13 protein-coding genes are annotated in these 15945 nt (G+C 65.3%); 3 read left to right on the forward strand and 10 right to left on the reverse strand.

All coding sequences use genetic code 11. From position 1 onward, the window contains the following. Positions 1-155: 155 nt before the first annotated feature. Positions 156-962: a crotonase/enoyl-CoA hydratase family protein gene (locus tag EL255_RS09500; RefSeq protein WP_042653677.1), complete on the forward strand. Its 807-nt coding sequence runs from the start codon at positions 156-158 to the stop codon at positions 960-962. Positions 963-1043: 81 nt separating this feature from the next. Here EL255_RS09500 and EL255_RS09505 read toward each other — a convergent pair whose 3' ends face one another. Continuing rightward, on the reverse strand, positions 1044-2537 hold the full coding sequence (locus EL255_RS09505) for an alanine/glycine:cation symporter family protein (protein ID WP_042653678.1): 1494 nt from the start codon (positions 2535-2537) through the stop codon (positions 1044-1046). Positions 2538-2847: 310 nt separating this feature from the next. On the opposite strand from EL255_RS09505, the gene EL255_RS09510 reads away from it, so the two are divergent. After that, positions 2848-3279, forward strand: a complete 432-nt coding sequence (locus EL255_RS09510) for a GNAT family N-acetyltransferase (protein WP_042653679.1) — start codon at positions 2848-2850, stop codon at positions 3277-3279. Positions 3280-3298: 19 nt separating this feature from the next. Further along, the gene (locus tag EL255_RS09515) at positions 3299-4093 is read left to right on the forward strand and encodes a M90 family metallopeptidase (RefSeq protein WP_042653680.1); all 795 of its coding nucleotides are present in this window, start codon (positions 3299-3301) and stop codon (positions 4091-4093) included. A 90-nt stretch (positions 4094-4183) separates the two neighbouring features. Here the strand turns inward: EL255_RS09515 and EL255_RS09520 are convergent, their stop codons facing one another. The 9 genes from EL255_RS09520 to EL255_RS09555 all read right to left on the reverse strand — a co-directional run bounded on the left by EL255_RS09520 (position 4184) and on the right by EL255_RS09555 (position 15724). After that, positions 4184-4780, reverse strand: coding sequence for an acetate uptake transporter (locus tag EL255_RS09520; RefSeq protein ID WP_042653681.1), 597 nt, complete (start codon positions 4778-4780; stop codon positions 4184-4186). A 563-nt stretch (positions 4781-5343) separates the two neighbouring features. Then, positions 5344-8241: a DUF748 domain-containing protein gene (locus EL255_RS09525; protein WP_042653682.1), complete on the reverse strand. Its 2898-nt coding sequence runs from the start codon at positions 8239-8241 to the stop codon at positions 5344-5346. Positions 8242-8586: 345 nt separating this feature from the next. Beyond that, the gene (locus EL255_RS09530) at positions 8587-9000 is read right to left on the reverse strand and encodes a MerR family transcriptional regulator (RefSeq protein WP_042653683.1); all 414 of its coding nucleotides are present in this window, start codon (positions 8998-9000) and stop codon (positions 8587-8589) included. Continuing rightward, positions 8997-9173: a hypothetical protein gene (locus tag EL255_RS21340; RefSeq protein ID WP_157013110.1), complete on the reverse strand. Its 177-nt coding sequence runs from the start codon at positions 9171-9173 to the stop codon at positions 8997-8999. The genes EL255_RS09530 and EL255_RS21340 overlap by 4 nt, the downstream gene beginning before the upstream one ends. Then, on the reverse strand, positions 9163-10131 hold the full coding sequence (locus EL255_RS09535; RefSeq protein WP_042653684.1) for a hydroxymethylglutaryl-CoA lyase: 969 nt from the start codon (positions 10129-10131) through the stop codon (positions 9163-9165). The genes EL255_RS21340 and EL255_RS09535 overlap by 11 nt, the downstream gene beginning before the upstream one ends. After that, the gene (locus EL255_RS09540) at positions 10128-12113 is read right to left on the reverse strand and encodes an acetyl/propionyl/methylcrotonyl-CoA carboxylase subunit alpha (protein ID WP_042653685.1); all 1986 of its coding nucleotides are present in this window, start codon (positions 12111-12113) and stop codon (positions 10128-10130) included. Before EL255_RS09540 ends, EL255_RS09535 begins: the two co-directional genes overlap by 4 nt. After that, a complete protein-coding gene (locus EL255_RS09545; RefSeq protein ID WP_042653686.1) occupies positions 12110-12952 on the reverse strand; it encodes an enoyl-CoA hydratase-related protein in 843 nt (280 codons plus the stop codon). The genes EL255_RS09540 and EL255_RS09545 overlap by 4 nt, the downstream gene beginning before the upstream one ends. Before the next feature lie 10 nt (positions 12953-12962). Continuing rightward, positions 12963-14579: a carboxyl transferase domain-containing protein gene (locus tag EL255_RS09550; RefSeq protein ID WP_042653687.1), complete on the reverse strand. Its 1617-nt coding sequence runs from the start codon at positions 14577-14579 to the stop codon at positions 12963-12965. After that, complete coding sequence (locus EL255_RS09555; RefSeq protein WP_042653688.1) at positions 14576-15724, reverse strand: isovaleryl-CoA dehydrogenase; 1149 nt, start codon at positions 15722-15724, stop codon at positions 14576-14578. The genes EL255_RS09550 and EL255_RS09555 overlap by 4 nt, the downstream gene beginning before the upstream one ends. Positions 15725-15945: the final 221 nt, after the last annotated feature.

A 15945-nucleotide genomic window follows, 5' to 3' on the forward strand; every position in this document is an offset into this window, starting at 1 on the left:
GGTCTCGGCCGGGGGCGTGAGGCCAGTCTGACAAAGGCGCCGGAGCGGGGCCAGCCGACTTTAGTCGCAGAGCCGGGCTGGCCTCCCTGTACCTGCCGATAACACTCTGGTAACGTTGTGGTATGACCAGTGTCGGCACAAGGAAGAGGAAGGAAATGGACAAGCCAAGGATCAGGTGCGAGATCCGGGACGGCATCGCCGAGGTGATGCTGACCCGGGGGGACAAGCTCAATGCGCTGGACAGGGCCATGTTCGGCGCCATCGACGAGACGCTGAATCAGCTCGCGCAGCACAAGGGGCTGCGGGCTGTGATCCTGCACGGTGAGGGGCGGGCGTTCTGCGCCGGGCTGGATGTGAAATCCATGCTGAGGCAGCCGGTGGCGGCCCTGGACATATTGAGACGCGAGGCGGATGAGGCGACCAACCTGGCCCAGCGGGTCGCCTATGGCTGGCACCAGTTGCCGGTGCCGGTGATCGCCGTGACTCAGGGGGTCTGTTTCGGCGGCGGCCTGCAGATAGCGCTCGGGGCCGATTTTCGTTTCAGCACCCCGGATTGCCGCTTCTCGGTGATGGAGATCAAGTGGGGCATCATCCCCGACATGAGTGGCAGCGTCACCCTGCGCAATCTGATGGGGGTGGACGTGGCCATGGAGCTGGCCATGAGCGGCCGCGAGCTGGATGCCCAGGAGGCCAGGGCGCTCGGGCTGGTGAGCCGGGTCTGCGAGGATCCCCTCGACGCGGCGCGGGAGTTCGCCAGGACCCTGATCACCAAGTCGCCGGATGCGCTGGCGGGGATCAAGCAGCTCTACCATCAGGCCTGGGCCCGCAGCGATGAGGTGATGCTGAAGGAGGAGACCCGGCTGCAAAAGCAGATCCTGGGGCGCCCCAACCAGTGGCGGGCGACCCTCAACAGCCTGTTTCGCTGGCGGCTGCCGTTCGGACCCCGCCGCAACGCGCTCTGAACCGGCGCTCACTCTCAAGAGAGCACAAATAAAAATGGCAGCCTAAGCTGCCATTTTTTTATCTGTTTATGGGTCAATGGTTCAGGTGGACTGGCGGTCCGGCTCGAACGGATGACCGGATTGCTCCTGCTCCAGGTTTTGCTCGGAGCGGCGACCCGTCCAGTAGTCGGCGTTCTTGATGCCGAGTTTCTCCGGGTGGAACACGGGATCCAGCCCCAGGGCCTTCTGGGCCTCATAGTCCTTCAGGCAGGCGAAGGCGGGCTTTTGCAGCAGCAGTATGGCACCGATGTTGAGCCAGGCCATCAGGCCGACCCCGATGTCACCCAGACCCCAGGCCAGATCGGCGGTCTTGACGGTGCCGTAGACGGTGGAGGCCATCAGGGCCAGCTTCAGCAGGAAGGTGAGCCAGGGGCGGTTGATCTTGCGGTTGATAAAGGCGATGTTGGTTTCGGCGATGTAGTAGTAGGCCACTATGGTGGTGAACGCGAAGAAGAACAGGGCGATGGCGACGAAGTAGTTGCCAAAGCCGGGCATCATGCTCTCCATGGCGGTCTGCACATAGCCGGGGCCTGCCGCGATGCCGGCGATGCCGGTATAGATGGCCGCGCCGTCCGGTCCCTGTACGTTGTACAGGCCGGTGATCAGCAGCATAAAGCCGGTGGCTGAGCAGACGAACAGGGTGTCGATGTAGACGGAGAACGCCTGCACCAGGCCCTGTTTGGCCGGGTGGCTCACGGCGGCGGCGGAGGAGGCGTGCGGGCCTGTGCCCTGAGCCGCTTCGTTGGAGTAGACGCCGCGTTTGACGCCCCACATGATGGCCAGACCCAGGATGGCACCGAAACCGGCTTCCATCCCGAAGGCGCTCTTCCAGATCAGCAGGATGACGCCTGGCAGCTGGCCGATGTTGAGGGCGATGATGACGCAGGCGACAATGATGTAACCCAGCGCCATGAAGGGCACCACAGTACTGGCGAAGCTGGCGATGCGTTTGACGCCGCCGAAGATGATGAAGCCGAGCAGCAGCGCCAGACCGGCGGCGGTGACGTTCGGATCGATGTCAAAGGCGGTCTGCAGGCTGGAGCCGATGGAATTCGCTTGCACCCCTGGCAGCAACACGCCGCAGGCGAAGATGGTGGCGATGGCGAAGGTCCAGGCGTACCACTTCATGCCGAGCCCTTTCTCGATGTAGAAGGCCGGGCCGCCGCGGTATTCACCGTTGATCTTCTCCTTGTAGACCTGACCCAGAGTGGACTCCACGAAGGCGGAGCTGGCGCCGAGGAAGGCGACCATCCACATCCAGAACAGGGCGCCCGGGCCGCCGAAGGTGATGGCGGTGGCGACGCCGGCGATGTTGCCGGTACCGACCCGACCGGCCAGGGTCATGGCCAGCGCCTGGAAGGAGGAGACACCCGCATCCGTGCTCTTGCCATCAAACATCAGGCGCACCATCTCTTTCATGTGGCGCAGTTGCAGGAAACGGCTGCGCAGGGAGAAGTAGAGGCCCACCCCCAGACACAGATAGATGAGCGCTGGGCTCCAAATCACGCCATTGATGGCATTGACGATCTCATTCATGTACAACAACTCCTTTGTTGCGCTGTCTTGGCGAGGTCTATGCCTCGCTCCCTTAACATTGAAATATGCGGTGACCAAGGGGGCCACTCAGTATTGTGCGGGACTTTCGACTGGTTAGTCCGCGGGATTTAACATATCGGTTTGTATCGGCCCTTCCTAGTGAAAAGTGTTGTCACTTTGTTAATTTGTGAATTGACATTAACAAATGGTGCGTGGAACTGGACAAGATTCGGAACTTACCCATCAGGTGCATCTTTTCCAGATCCAGGGGCCCGCAGGGTACAGTGCAAATAGGAGGCCAGGAGTGACAATGAGAGAAGATAACTGCACCATTCGTCTCGCCGAGCGGGGGGATGGCGCCCTGCTGTCAGCGCTGTTCGCACAGCTGGGTTATCCGACCCCGGGCGAGGAGGTGGATGGGCGGCTGGCCGAGCCGGATCCGGCCCGGGAGGTGCTGGTGGCAGAGCGCCATGGAAACATGGTAGGGGTGCTGATCTGGCATCGGCTGCAACCCATGCACCTTGCACCCGCCTGGGGCCTGATCTCGGCGCTGGTTATCGATGAGAGTGCAAGAGGGAAGGGGGTAGGCGCCCTGTTGCTGGCGGCGGCAGAGGCGCGGGCGCAGGCGCAAGGCTGTGGCCAGCTGGAGCTCTCCAGCAGCCTGAAGCGGGAGGGGGCCCATCGTTTCTACCTGGCGCAGGGCTATCTTGAGCGCCCGAAGCGGTTCGTGAAGTTGTTCTGATGTGGCAAGAGGAGTCCGTGTGTTTTGGTCCCGATTATGGAAGTGGTTTTATCCTTCATCCCCCCGGCAGGAGAACGCCCCCGGGGCGCTGGAGTGGCGGCAGGCCCTGGCGGCCGTGCCCATATTGCAAGGTTTCTCCGAGGAGGACGAGGCGAGGCTGACGAAGCTGGCCCAGCAGTTTCTGGCCCGCAAGACGCTGACCCAGATCGGGGTCGAGCTCACGTCCCGCCAGCAGGCGGTGCTGGCCCTGCAGGCGGCGCTGCCTATCCTGCACCTTGGGCTGGACTGGTATCGCGGCTTTCACGAGGTGATCATCATCCCCGAGCCCGTCACCCGCCGCCAGCAGGTGCAGGATGAGTTCGGCCTGGTCAGCGAATGGGAAGAGGAGAATGCCGGGGAATCCTGGCCCCAGGGGCCGCTGGTGCTGGCCTGGAGCGAGCTGCAGCAGGACGGGGACTGGGACGGTTTCAACCTGGTGATCCACGAACTGAGCCACAAGCTCGACATGCTGGGGGGGAATGCCGATGGGGCGCCGCCGCTGCCGAGCGGCATGGATCCGCGCCGGTGGACCCAGGCCATGCAGCGTGCGTTCGATGAGCTGGGTGCCCAGCTGGCCCGCCACGAGCCGACCGCCATCGATCCCTATGCCGCCGAGCATCCTGCCGAGTTCTTCGCGGTGTGCTGCGAGAGCTTCTTCACCGATCCGCTGGGGCTGCGGGGGGCCTATCCCGCCGTGTACGAGCAGTTCGTGCTGTTCTTCGGCCAGCAGCCGGCGGCCCGCTTCCCGGCCACCCGCCTGCTGGCGAGGGAGTAGGGGCCCGCAGCGAGGCAAGCAGCCGGATAAACAAAAGGCACCCCAAGGGGTGCCTTTTTTGCATCGGCGCGGGCGCCAGATGATCGCGGATTATGCGGCGGCCTTGAGCTGCACTGTGGCGGCTTTCTTGTGATCGCCGATGGGCAGCACGGTGCGGCCATACTGCTCGTTGATCACGGTGGCCATGGCCAGGTAGATGGCGCTGGCGCCGCAGATGATGCCTTCGAAACCGGCGATGGTGCCGATCAGGGCGCTGCCGGTGAAGTCACGGGCGGCCAGCAGGAAGAACAGCACGGTCAGGGAGGCGAACACGAACTGCTTCACGCGCGGGTAGTTGATGGTGCCGACCAGCATGAACAGGGTGAACATGCCCCACATCAGCAGATACCAGCCCATGAAGGCGTGCGGGGTGGCTTCGGCCAGACCCATGCCCGGCATCATCAGCAGGAACACCAGGCTCCACCAGAAGGTGCCGTAGGAGATGAAGGCGGTGACACCGAAGGTGTTGCCACGCTTGTACTCCATGATACCGGCGATGATCTGGGCCAGGCCGCCATAGCACAGGCCCATGGCCAGGATCATGGCGCTGATGGGGAAGAAACCTGCGTTATGGATGTTCAGCAGAATGGTGGTCATACCGAAACCCATCAGACCCAGAGGGGCAGGGTTGGCCAATTTTTCGCTCACGTGGTGTTCTCCAGCAATAGAGGTAGGGGTTGATAAAAGACGCGCGATTTTAGGCAGGCTCTGGACCCTGGGCAAGGGGAGAAATGCAGAAATAGTAAAAAAACGACACGAAAAATTACCCAGGCCATGATTCGTGCCATCCAGGTAGAAAACAGGTAAATGAATAGGGGCGGTGAGGTTGATTTTTTGTGTGAATTACCAGGATCTGAAACTGAATAACGGCACCCGAGATGGAGTCTGGCCGTCTCATCGCCTCCGGCAAGTCGGTATTTAACCCCATTTCGATTGAAAATTAGTCTCATATGCCATCAGACAAGAGATCTTTAACACTATTTGAAACGGGACGCTGCGGCATAGTGCCAGCACCGGCACTATCCGGGAGGGTGTCAACGACGGCCACCATCATGGCTGGTGGCTGGTGGCTGGTGGCTGGTGGCTGGGGCGCCGAGCGAGGCGATATGGCCGAGCAAGGCGATATAAGCGAAATGGAGGCGAGCGGGGATGGCGGGGCAGGCGATGGGAGAAGAGGGGAGAAGGGGGGAGCCCAGGCTCCCCCCGCCGGCTCAGTCATCCAGCGTCAGCACCACCTTGGCGTCCTTGTCCGCCTCCTTTACCTGGCTGTCGAGCACGAACAGCCGCTCAGGCGCTATGCCCTGGGTATCCACCAGGAACTCCTTGGTGTTCTGGGCGCGGCGCATGGCGAGGTTGCGCAAGGACTTGGCGGTGATCAGCTGCTGGTCCCGCAGCAGGATCACGGCCTGGGCACGCAGGGCCGGGCTCGCCTCATCCAGGGTCAGCCGACTGGCCAGGCTGCCGAGATCCTCCTTGAAGCGCGCCTCATAGGCCTCACCCAGCGCGGCCTGCAGGGCGGGGTCCTGCTCCAGCACGCCGAGATCGACCGGGGCGCCGGTGAGCTTGGCCAGCACGCGCTCCAGTTTCTGGCGTTGCAGTATGGGGCGCTCCTCGTTGAAGTTGACCTTGCCGCGGATGTTCATGCTGAGCTTGGGGCGCTCCTTCAGCGCCTGGGCCAGGGTGCCGAGCTTGGTCTGCTGGCTCGGGGTGAGGCTCGGATCCCCCAGCAGGAAGGGCAGCTCATCGAGATCCTTGGTGCCGCCGGTCAGGGAGGCCAGCAGAGAGAAGGGGGAGGTGATGGCCTTGCCGAGGGTGTTGCCGAGCACGTCCCAGAAGATGTTGCCCAGGCTGAAATCCGGCTGATCCAGGTTGCCATTCACCTTGAGGTTCATCTTGATGACGCCGCTGGCGTCGCTGAGCAGGGCGATGGCGAGCCCGAGCGGCAGATCCTTGGCCTGCTCGCTCTTGACCTTCTCCCCCAGCTGCAGTTTCTTGATGGTGATGTCGTTGTCCCCTTCCAGCCGGTTGCCCTGCAACTTGTAGTTGAGCTTCATGGAGAGCTGGCCCTTGTCGATGGCGTAGCCCGCATAGGTGCTGGAGTAGGGGGTGAAGGTGGTGAGCTCCAGGTTGTTGAAGGCCACGGCGATGTCGAGCACGGGATCGTCGATCAGCAGGTTGGTGCCGCCGCGGATGGTGACGGGGGCGTACCTGTCCACCTTGCCGTTGAAGGCGAGATCGGAGCGCTGGCCGGGAATGTTGCTGATGTGGCGGCTCTGGCCGGCGAGCGAGGCGATGTCCACCACGAACTCCGGGCTCAGGCTGCGATCGGCGAAGCGCAGATTGCCCTGCTCGGTGCGCACCTGATCGATGGTGATGCGGGGGGCAGGTCCGCCGGCCGGCTTGGCACTGGCCGGCTGTGGCAACAGCAGCTGCTGGACGTTGGTGACCCCAGTTTCGCTTATCTCGATGCGGGCGAAGGGTTGGCGCAGCAGGATATCGGCGATCCTGATCTGCTGGCTGATGCCGTCATAGCGCAGGCCACTCAGTTGCAGGCGCTCTATCTGCAGCAGGCGCTGGTTGTCGGCCCTGTCCAGCACCTGCAGCTTGTCGATGTCGAAGCCGCCGGTGACCTCCAGTTGGCGCAATGCCCCTTGCGCATCGGTCGCAATGGCCAGCTTGGTGCGGCTGCTGAGCAGGCCATCCTGCACCTTGACCCTCAGCAGATCCTGCAGATAGGGCTGGGCCCAGCTCAGCGGCAGCCCCTGCTGCTTGATCTCGCCGTCAAGCGCGAAGGGGGCGAGGCTGAGGGCGCCGTCGAAGTTCAGCTGGCTCTGGCCGTTGAGGGTGCTGGCGAGGGTCAGCGTCGTGGGTTGGCCAGTGGCGCTGCCCAAGGTGCCCAGATTGAGGTTCAGCCCGGAGAGCGAGCGCGCCAGCGCCTTGCCGCTGCTCGACTCGGTCAGCTTGAGCTCGCCCTGGCTGATGCGGGTCTGCTTGAGCTGCCAGCGCCAGGGCTTGCCCGGCTGCTGTGGCTTGGCCGTCGCCTTGGCGGCGGGTGGCGGGACGAGCAGCTCGGCCAGATCCAGCCGCTGTCTGTCATCGAGCACGGCCATCACGGCCGGGGCCTTGAGCGCGATGGCGTCGACATCGAGGGACTGCTTGCTGCCATCGAGCCGGATCCCGGTCAGGGCCAGCTGGTTGAAGCGGGCGAATTCGGCCCCCTTGGGCCGCTTGAGCTGCCAGTTGTTCAAGATCAGCTTGCCCTTCGACAGCCGCCAATCCAGCCCCTGCTTGCTCTGGCTCAGCCGGTAGTCCAGCTCGGCGCTGGCATCCCCCTTGGCCAGATTGACCTTGAGGTAGGGAGCCCAGAGCGGCGCGAAGGGGGAGAGCGGCAACTTGCCGAGGCTGAGTCGCCCCTTGCCGGCCCCGGTCAGGAGATCGAACTCCCCCTCGGCCTTGAGCGGGCTCTTCTGATTGAGGGTCGCACTCAGCCGGTAGCGATTGGCAGATGCCTGGGCCGTGGAGAAGTCGGGCAGCTCCAGCGCCACGGCCTGCAGATTGAGCGCTGGCACCCAGCCCGGGCTGCTCTGCTTGCGGCTATCCCGATATTGGATCTGGCCCTGTTCCAGGGCCAGCCGGTTGATGCGCACCAGCACAGGCTCGGCGGCGGCGGGGGCCTGAGCCGGATCGGCAGCCAGCACCCCGGCCAGCGCCTCGGTCAGGTTGAAGCGCGGCTCGTGCTGGCCCTTGGCATCGGCGAGGCGGACCAGATCCAGGGTCGGCTTGGTCAGGATGGCGTCGGCCAGGATGATGGATTTTTGCTGCCAGCTCTCGCGCGGCAGGGGGATTAACTGGAGCCGCTCGAACGTCAGCAGGGGTTGCTGCTGCTCGTCGAGCAGGGCGGAGGGGCCGATGCTGAGGGAGGGATGGCGCAGATTGACCTCGATCTCCCCCAGGGTCAGCCGCAGACCATAGTGCTTGGCCAGCCAGCCGGGCAGGTGGCGTTGGGTGAGGTTGGGGGCTTGCCATAGCAGGATGAAGAGGGAGATAAGCAAGGCGGCGCAGAGATAGAGGGTATAGCGCAACAGACGAGCGGGCAGCGGCTTGAGCATGGTGGTCTCCGTTTGATGCGCACATGGTAGCAATTAATCGCCGGGGAAGCATGGGTTGCCGGATGCGCTACGCCGTACTCTGTCCAGCGCGTGGAGTGTGTCGCGTTCTGGTCGCGCCCTCGGCCCGCCACCCGCCATAGGCGGCGCCCTGCCATAGCGCGAGATGACTGCGTCTCTGGTGAAACGGAGTCGGGTTGGAGAGATAGATAGGGTCGCCGGGTCCTGACATTCCCCAGGCCGCTCGGCCACCCGGCCGGGGATGAGCCTGCCGGCGCCATCGGCCGGTGGCACCGCACAGCCCCAGCGTTTTCAGTGCCGCACCGGGGCGCGAGGGCTCAGCTCCGGTTAATCTGCGCTGGTCTTCAAGCCGTCGAGTGAATTGACGCAGCGCTGCTCGGCGGCGTCCAGCTCGGCCATCACCATCTGGATGTCTTCCAGTTGCTGGCGCAGGGAGTGACGCCGAGCCTCGATGAGCTGGATCATGGAGTGCAACTGCATCCGGCTCGAGCGGTCGGTGTCATACATGTCGAACAGCTCGCGGATCTCCGCCAGGCTGAAGCCGAGCCGCTTGCCACGCAGGGTCAACTTCAGGCGGATCTTGTCCTTGTGGCTGTAGATGCGGGTCTGCCCCTCCCGGGACGGGGTGATCAGCCCCTCATCCTCGTAGTAGCGGATGGTGCGCGGGGTGATGTCAAACTCCTGCGCCAGCTCCGAGATGCTGTAGGTGACCTCCTTGCCGGAGAAGGGGCTGGCTTTCATGGTGTGCTCCTGCGCATATCAAACTCCCGGTCAAGCACCGAGATGCTGCAAGTGATCGCCTTGCCGGAGAAAGGACCGGCTTGCATGGCGTGCGCCTTGGGCATCTCAAATCCCCAAACAAGTACCGAGATGCCGCGAGTGATCTCCCTGTCGGAGACGCGATTAAGGACCATGGCACTCTCCCTGTGCGATCTCATGCTGTGCCGCCAGTTGCAGGGCCCTGGCATGGAGCGCCCGACCGACCCGGGAGCCGTTGCCGTGGCCGAGACGCTCGCTCACCCATTGGCCGGTGGCGGCCAGCTTGTCCAGATCCACCCCGGTACTCATGCCGAGGCCGTGCAGCAGATAGACCACCTCCTCCGAGGCCAGGTTGCCGGAGGCCCCCGGCGCATAGGGGCAGCCGCCGAGGCCGGCCACCGAGCAGTCGATGGTGCGGATGCCGCGCTCCAGCGCCGGCAGCAGGTTGGCCAGGCCCTGGCCGTAGGTGTCGTGGAAATGCACCGCGAGCCGCCCCGCCGGTACCTCGTGCAGCACCGCATCCAGCATGGGCGCCACCGTGCCCGGGGTGCCGACGCCTATGGTGTCACCCAGGGAGATCTCGTGACAGCCGAGATCCAGCAGCCGCTCGGCCAGGGCGGCGACCCGTTTCGGGCGGGTCGGGCCGTCGAACGGGCAGGCGATGACGGTGGAGAGGTAGCCCCGTACCTTGATGCCGAGGCGGCGCGCCTCCGCCACCAGGGGGGCGAAGCGGATCAGGGACTCCTCCACGCCGATGCCGATGTTGGCGCGGGTGAAGCCATCCGAGCAGGCGGTGAAGAGGCCGATCTCGTCGACCCGGGCGGCAATGGCGGCCTGCAATCCCTGCAGGTTGGGCACCAGGGCGCCGTAGCGAGTCGGGCCCTTGCGCGGCAGGGCATTAAAAAGTGCGGCGGAGTCCGCCATCTGCGGTACCTTCTTGGGGGAGACGAAGGCACCCACCTCGATCCGCTGCAGGCCGCTTTCGGCGAGGCGGGCGATCAGCTCAAGCCGCTGGTCGAGCGGCAGGATGCGGGCCTCGTTTTGCAACCCGTCCCGCGGGCCCATCTCCACCAGGCTCACCCGATCGACCGGTATCCCATGTTCTCTGCTCATGACGCGCTCTCTTGTCTGTTCTCGCCAGCGCCCGTATTGGGGCCCGTATCGGCGTCGGCAAAATGCACCAGCACAGTGCCCTGGCTCACCTGATCCCCTTGCTGGCAGAGCAGGGCGGTGATCATCCCCTCATGTTCTGCCCGCAACGTGTGTTCCATCTTCATCGCCTCCAGCACCAGCAGGGGCTGGTTCTTCTGGACGGACTGGCCGGCCTCCACCAGCAGCGCCACGACTATGCCGTGCATGGGGGCGACGGCGCCGCTGCCCTTGTGGTGATCATGATGCGCCTGATGCTGCTGATCATCGGCCTCAAAATGGATGCTCTGCTCGCCGAGGCGCAGCAGAAAGGCCCCGGCCGCACCGGGCTGCACGGGGTAGCGCAACCAGCGCCCTGCCTGTTGCAGGCGGATATGATCCGGGCCCAGCTCATAAGGGAGCCGGCTCCCTTGCCAGTCGATCGCGCCCTCGGCGCCGGTCAGGCTCAGCACCCGACGTTCCTCGCCGATGTGCACCGCCGCCGTCCAATGCTGGCGATGGCCGAGTCGAAAACCGCTCGCCCGCTGCCAGGGCGCCGCACCGGCCACGCGGCTGGCGAGCCAGAGGGCGGCCAGCGGCCAGGCGAGCGCGGGAATGGCCTGCGGCTCGGTGGGGATGGGCCACTGGGTGTGATGGCGCATGGCCAGCACGTCGGGCTCCTGGCACAGGCGCTGCAACAGCGGACCGTTGTGCACCAGCGGGCCGAGCGCCAGGGTACCCAGGGCCTCGGCCAGGCGGGCAAAGGCCTCGGCGCGGCTCTGGCCGTGGGCGACGAGCTTGGCGATCATGGGATCGTAATAGGGGCTGACGGCATCGCCGGCGGCGACCCCGGTGTCGATCCTTACCCCCTCCGGCCAGTGCAGCCAGTGGATGGGGCCGCTGGCGGGCAGGAAACCGGCTCCTACGTTCTCGGCGTAGAGGCGCGCCTCCACCGCGTGGCCGTGCAGCTGCACCTCATCCTGGGTCAGGGGCAGGGGCTGGCCCTCGGCGACCGCCAGCTGCCAGGCCACCAGATCCTGGCCGGTGACGCACTCGGTGACCGGGTGCTCCACCTGCAGGCGGGTGTTCATCTCCATGAAGAAGAACTCCCCCTCGTACAGCAGAAATTCGATGGTGCCGGCCCCGACATAGTCGATGGCCCTGGCGGCGGCGACCGCCGCCTCACCCATGGCCTGGCGCAACTGGGGCGGGATGTCGGGGGCGGGGGCCTCCTCGATCACCTTCTGGTGGCGGCGCTGCAGCGAGCAGTCCCTGTCCCCCAGATAGATGGCGTTGCCCAGGCTGTCGGCGAAGATCTGCACCTCCACGTGGCGGGCCTTGGGCAGGTAGCGCTCCAGCAGCACGTTGTCATCGCCGAAGGCGGCCAGGGCCTCGCGTTTCACCGCCGCCAGCGCCTGGTCGAACTCGTCTATTTGCTCGACCCGGCGCATCCCCTTGCCGCCGCCGCCGCTGGCGGCCTTGATCAGCAGCGGGAAGCCGGTCTGGCTCGCCTGATCACGCAACAGTGCAGGGCGCTGATCCTGGCCGTGATAGCCGGGCAGCACGGGCACCCCGGCCGCCAGCATCAGCGCCTTGGCACCGGATTTGTCCCCCATGGCGAGGATGGCGGCGCCGCTCGGGCCGATAAATCGCACTCCCTGGGCCTCACAGGCGCTGGCGAAGTCGCTGTTTTCCGACAGGAAGCCATAGCCGGGGTGGACGGCATCGGCGCCCGCCTCGCGGGCGATGCGCAGCACCTTGGCGGCGTCGAGATAGCTCTCCCGCGCGGGAGCCGGCCCCAGGTGCCAGGCCTCGTCGGCCTCGCGCACGTGCATGGCACCCTGGTCGGCATCTGAGTAGAGGGCGATGGTATGAATGCCGAGGCGGCGCGCTGTCTTGATGATGCGCACCGCGATCTCGCCACGATTGGCGATAAGAAGGCGTCGAATGGGCTTGCTGTTTGTCATGCTTCATCCTTGAAACGGGGGCGCCAGCTGGGGGGGCGTTTGTCGAAGAAGGCCTGCATCCCCTCCTGAGCCTCGAGTCCGACCCGCACCCGGGCTATGGTCTCGACGGTTTTCTCTTCATGAGGGGTAACCCCCTGCTCATCGATGGCGGCCAGCAGCCGCTTGGTCTCCTTCATCGCCTCCGGGCCGTTGCGGCACAGCCGCAGGGCGAGGGCGCGGCCCTCCGCCAGCAGCTGCGCCGGTTTGGCCAGCTGGTGCGCCACATGGAGGCGACAGGCGGTGATGGCATCGAACGGTTCGGCGCTCAGCATGTAGCGGCGCGCCTGACGCATGCCCATGGCGCGTACCACATAGGGGCTGATCACCGCCGGTACCAGCCCCAGGCTCACCTCGGAGAGGCAGAAGCGGGCATCGTCGCTGGCCAGCACTATGTCGCAGGCACAGACGAGGCCAAGGGCCCCGCCATAGGCGGCCCCTTGTACTAGGGCGAGGGTGGGGAAGGGCAGGGTGTCCAGGGTCTGCATCAGCCGCGCCAGCACCCTCGCATCCTCGCGGTTGTGCTCGAAGTCGGCGTGGGCCAGGCTGCGCATCCAGTCGAGATCGGCGCCGGCGCAGAAGTGCTTGCCCTCGGCCCGCAGCAGCAGGGCACGTGGCCGCTCGGCGAGGGGGTTGTCATGGTGGTGGACCAGCTCGTCGAGGCAGTCGAGCAGCCCCAGCATCAGCGCCGCATCGAAGGCGTTATGGCGGGCGGGGCGCGCCAGGATGAGCTCCGCCAGCGGGCCATGGCGTTCCAGCCGAAAACCGGCCTGGGGCAGATTGTCAAAGAGGGGGTCGGACATGCTGAACTCCTTACATCCGGAAGATGCCGTATTGTTCTGGGCCAAGTTCGGCGCCCTGACAGGCCGCCAGCGCCAGGGCCAGCACGGTGCGGCTCTGGGCGGGATCGATGACGCCGTCATCCCACAGCCTTGCGCTGGCGTAGTAGGGGTGACCCTGTTGTTCATACTGGGCGATCACCGGCGCGCGTATGGCCTCGGCCTCCTGCTCGCTCACGCTTTTGCCCTCGGCCGCCAGCTTGTCGCGTCGCACCTGCACCAGCACCCCGGCTGCCTGCTCGCCCCCCATCACAGAGATGCGGCTGTTGGGCCAGCTGAACAGGAAGTCGGGCTCATAGGCGCGGCCGCACATGCCGTAGTTGCCGGCGCCGAAGCTGCCGCCGACGATCAGGGTCAGCTTGGGCACCCGGCTGCAGGCCACGGCGGTGACCAGCTTGGCGCCGTGCTTGGCGATGCCCTCTTTCTCCGCCGCACTGCCCACCATGAAGCCGGTGATGTTCTGCAGGAACAGCAGGGGAATAGCACGCTTGTTGCAGAGCTGGATGAAGTGGGCGCCCTTCTGGGCGCTGTCGCTGTGCAGCACGCCGTTGTTGGCGAGGATCCCCACCGGCATGCCGCAGATGCGGGCAAAACCAGTCACCAGCGTGGTGCCGAACAGCGCCTTGAATTCGTCAAACTCGGAGCCGTCCACCAGGCGGGCGATGAGCTCCCTGGCGTCATAGGGGCGCTTGAGGCTGGTGCCCACCAGGCCGTAGATCTCCTCTATGGGGTAGCGGGGGTCGTCGTAGGTTGGGGCGGGTGGTGGCGGTGGCGCGCCCAGATTACTCACCCCTAAGTTGCGAACTAACGTGCGGGCGATGGCCAGCGCATGGGCATCGTCCTCGGCCAGGTGATCCGCCACCCCGGAGTGGGCGCAGTGCACCAGGGCGCCCCCCAGGGCCTCGGCGCTGATCTCCTCGCCGGTGGCGGCTCTGACCAGCGGTGGTCCCGCCAGGAAGATGGTGGCCTGCTCCCTGACCATGATGGATTCGTCGGCCATGGCGGGCACATAGGCGCCGCCGGCGGTGCAGAGCCCCATCACCACGGCGAGCTGGGGGATGTTTTGGGCCGACATGCGGGCCTGGTTGTAGAAGATGCGGCCGAAGTGATCCCGATCGGGAAACACCTCGTCCTGCATGGGCAGGAAGGCACCGCCCGAATCCACCAGATAGAGGCAGGGGAGGCGCAGCCGCTCGGCGATGGCCTGGGCGCGCAGGTGTTTCTTCACGGTGAGCGGGTAGTAGGTGCCGCCCTTGACGGTGGCATCGTTCACCACCAGCAGGCAGAGCCGGCCCGCGATCTGGCCCAATCCCGTGATGATGCCGGCGGCGGGCACCGGCTCCTCATACACCTGCCAGGCGGCCAGGGCCGAGAGCTCGAGGAAGGGGGAGCCGGGATCGAGCAGCCGATCGATGCGCTCGCGGGGCAGCAGCTTGCCGCGGGCCTGATGGCGGGCCTGATTAGCCGCGCCGCCTCCCAGGGCAATCTCGTCGAAGCGGGCGTTGAGATCGGCCACCAGGGCCTGCATGGCCTCCCGATTGGCGGCAAACTCGGCGCTCGCCGTGTCGAGGAGGGAGTGAATTTGACTCATGTGTTCTCTCCCATCAACTCGCGGCCGATCAGCCAGCGGCGGATCTCCGAGGTGCCGGCGCCAATCTCGTACAGCTTGGCGTCCCGCAGCAGCCGGCCGGTGGGGTATTCGTTGATGTAGCCGTTGCCGCCCAGCAGCTGGATGGCGTCCAGCGCCATCTGGGTGGCGTTCTCGGCGGCAAGCAGGATGGCGGCGGCGCAATCCTTGCGGCTGGTGTGGCCGAGATCGCAGTCGCTCGCCACCGAATAGACCAGGGCGCGGCTGCTGGCGAGGCGGGTATACATGTCAGCCAGCTTGCCCTGCACCAGCTGGAACTCACCGATGGCCTGGCCAAACTGCTTGCGCTCGCGCACATAGGGCAACACCACGTCCAGGCAGGCCTGCATGATGCCGAGGGGCCCCGCCGCCAGCACGATGCGCTCGTAGTCCAGCCCGCTCATCAGCACCCGGGCCCCGCCGTGCAGGGCACCGAGCAGGTTCTGTTTCGGGATCCTGCACTCCTCGAACACCAGCTCGCAGGTGCTGGAGCCGCGCATACCGAGCTTGTCGAGCTTCTGGGCCGTGGTAAAGCCAGGCGTGCCCGCCTCGACGATGAAGGCCGATATTCCTTTGGCGCCGGCCTTGGCATCGGTCTTGGCATAGATGACGAAGGTGTCGGCGTCCGGGCCGTTGGTGATCCACATCTTGGTGCCGTTGAGCACGAAGTGATCGCCCCTGGCCTCCGCCGTCAGGCGCATGCTGACCACGTCGGAGCCGGCTCCCGGCTCGCTCATGGCCAGCGCCCCCACGTGCTTGCCGCTGACGAGATCAGGCAAGTAACGCGCCTTCTGATCGGGGGTGCCGTGACGGTGGATCTGGTTGATGCAGAGGTTGGAGTGGGCGCCGTAGGAGAGGCCGACCGAGGCGCTGGCACGGCTCACCTGCTCCATCACCAGCACGTGGGCGAGGTAGCCGAGGCCGACCCCGTCATACTCCTCCGCCACCGTGATGCCGTGCAGCCCGAGCTCGCCCATCAGGGGCCAGAGGTCGCGCGGGAAGGCGTTGCTGTGGTCAATCTCGCTGGCGCGGGGCGCTATCACCTTCTGGCAGAAGGCCTCGACCTGTTCGGTCAGGGCGCGGAGGGTCTCATCCATCAGGGCATGCATCCTTGCTCTCCTTTATATCAAGCGGTTGGTACTCACCGGCAACGTTGCCAATGGCAACAAACTGGTCAGTCCATTCATGGGTTAAGTTTACGTTAGCGTAAACGTAAATTGATTGTTAGTCTAAGGTAAATTCGTTGAGCGGTGGCGGCAAGCGGTGCATCCCCCTCGAACGGTCGAACGCAAGGAGTGAACAGCATGATCAGCAAGTGCAGATCTTGGCC

The organism is Aeromonas encheleia (genome assembly GCF_900637545.1).
GTDB lineage: Bacteria > Pseudomonadota > Gammaproteobacteria > Enterobacterales > Aeromonadaceae > Aeromonas > Aeromonas encheleia.

What these genes read in the sequence shown, in the direction of transcription:
- EL255_RS09500 (WP_042653677.1), top strand. Translation starts at nt 156, where the DNA reads ATGGACAAGCCAAGGATCAGGTGCGAGATCCGGGACGGCATCGCCGAG.
- EL255_RS09505 (WP_042653678.1), bottom strand. Translation starts at nt 2,537, where the DNA reads ATGAATGAGATCGTCAATGCCATCAATGGCGTGATTTGGAGCCCAGCG.
- EL255_RS09510 (WP_042653679.1), top strand. Translation starts at nt 2,848, where the DNA reads ATGAGAGAAGATAACTGCACCATTCGTCTCGCCGAGCGGGGGGATGGC.
- EL255_RS09525 (WP_042653682.1), bottom strand. Translation starts at nt 8,241, where the DNA reads ATGCTCAAGCCGCTGCCCGCTCGTCTGTTGCGCTATACCCTCTATCTC.
- EL255_RS09530 (WP_042653683.1), bottom strand. Translation starts at nt 9,000, where the DNA reads ATGAAAGCCAGCCCCTTCTCCGGCAAGGAGGTCACCTACAGCATCTCG.
- EL255_RS21340 (WP_157013110.1), bottom strand. Translation starts at nt 9,173, where the DNA reads ATGGTCCTTAATCGCGTCTCCGACAGGGAGATCACTCGCGGCATCTCG.
- EL255_RS09535 (WP_042653684.1), bottom strand. Translation starts at nt 10,131, where the DNA reads ATGAGCAGAGAACATGGGATACCGGTCGATCGGGTGAGCCTGGTGGAG.
- EL255_RS09540 (WP_042653685.1), bottom strand. Translation starts at nt 12,113, where the DNA reads ATGACAAACAGCAAGCCCATTCGACGCCTTCTTATCGCCAATCGTGGC.
- EL255_RS09545 (WP_042653686.1), bottom strand. Translation starts at nt 12,952, where the DNA reads ATGTCCGACCCCCTCTTTGACAATCTGCCCCAGGCCGGTTTTCGGCTG.
- EL255_RS09550 (WP_042653687.1), bottom strand. Translation starts at nt 14,579, where the DNA reads ATGAGTCAAATTCACTCCCTCCTCGACACGGCGAGCGCCGAGTTTGCC.
- EL255_RS09555 (WP_042653688.1), bottom strand. Translation starts at nt 15,724, where the DNA reads ATGCATGCCCTGATGGATGAGACCCTCCGCGCCCTGACCGAACAGGTC.